The sequence below is a fragment of the Thalassotalea fusca genome, assembly GCF_053485835.1.
This window is the reverse complement of record NZ_JBQRUN010000044.1, coordinates 1-1024: the sequence shown is the minus strand read 5'-3', so window position 1 is coordinate 1024 and position 1024 is coordinate 1. Positions and strand designations below refer to the sequence as shown.

Below are 1024 nucleotides of genomic sequence, written 5' to 3'. Positions count from 1 at the left end.
CTTTTTTGCTTAGCGACAATAGCATTGTAGAACCACCTGATCCCATGCCGAACTCAGAAGTGAAATGCAATAGCGCCGATGGTAGTGTGGGAGTTCCCATGTGAGAGTAGGACATCGCTAAGCTTCCTATTTAGTAATAACCCAGCTTACGCTGGGTTATTGCGTCTGGAGGGGTTCCCGAGTGGCCAAAGGGATCAGACTGTAAATCTGACGGCTCCGCCTTCGGTGGTTCGAATCCACCTCCCTCCACCATCATTCCAAAAGCCTGCTTTAAAAGTAGGCTTTTTTCGTTTTAGAACGAAATGGGATCAGCGTCAATAAACGCTGATTTCGGTTTGAATTAAAAATATGGCGAAGAGTTTACCTGACTCTGACCCCAGAAAAGTTAAAGTTTTTGCTTAGTGACAATAGCATTGTAGAACCACCTGATCCCATGCCGAACTCAGAAGTGAAATGCAATAGCGCCGATGGTAGTGTGGGAGTTCCCATGTGAGAGTAGGTCATCGCTAAGCTTCCTATTTAGTAATTAAGCCCGCACTTTGTGTGGGCTTTTTGCGTTATAGCATCTGGCATTTATGAAAAAGCATCGTAGAACCACCAAATCCCATGCGCTAATACCCGTCACGGACGCCCAGAAGTGGCAGCTCTTGGACATCCATGTCCCTGCTGCATTAGAACTTCCTTGTTCGTCAAACAACGCCGGTCGCTCCTAGACATCCATGTCTACGCGACATTAATGCATCCTTGCATGTCATGGTAGTGTGGGAGTTCCCATGTGAGAGTAGGACATCGCTAAGCTTCCCATTCAGTCCGTCGAAGGACTACGTTCATCTCGGTAACTGCTCCATGCGTTACTCTAATGTCCTACATCCATGTAGGAACATGAAAATCATCGACATTATACCAATCCGCATTAAAGATTGCCCACCACTGCCCACTTCCTTGAACACATTTTGATGACACGTTTTGTGTCTTTTCTAAAGCTATTCCAAGCGTGACTACATGCGTTGACAATATCCTCATA

The 1024-nt window shown here is 46.0% G+C and carries 1 tRNA gene and 2 rRNA genes; all 3 read left to right on the top strand.

Going from position 1 to position 1024, the window contains the following annotated elements:
• Positions 1-8 precede the first annotated feature (8 nt).
• The 3 genes from rrf (ACSLUK_RS19920) to rrf (ACSLUK_RS19910) all read left to right on the top strand — a co-directional run bounded on the left by rrf (ACSLUK_RS19920) (position 9) and on the right by rrf (ACSLUK_RS19910) (position 512).
• A 5S ribosomal RNA gene (gene rrf, locus ACSLUK_RS19920) occupies positions 9-123 on the top strand.
• 44 nt (positions 124-167) lie between these two features.
• A tRNA-Tyr gene (locus ACSLUK_RS19915) sits at positions 168-252 on the top strand.
• A 145-nt stretch (positions 253-397) separates the two neighbouring features.
• A 5S ribosomal RNA gene (gene rrf / locus ACSLUK_RS19910) occupies positions 398-512 on the top strand.
• The last annotated feature ends 512 nt before the right edge of the window (positions 513-1024 follow it).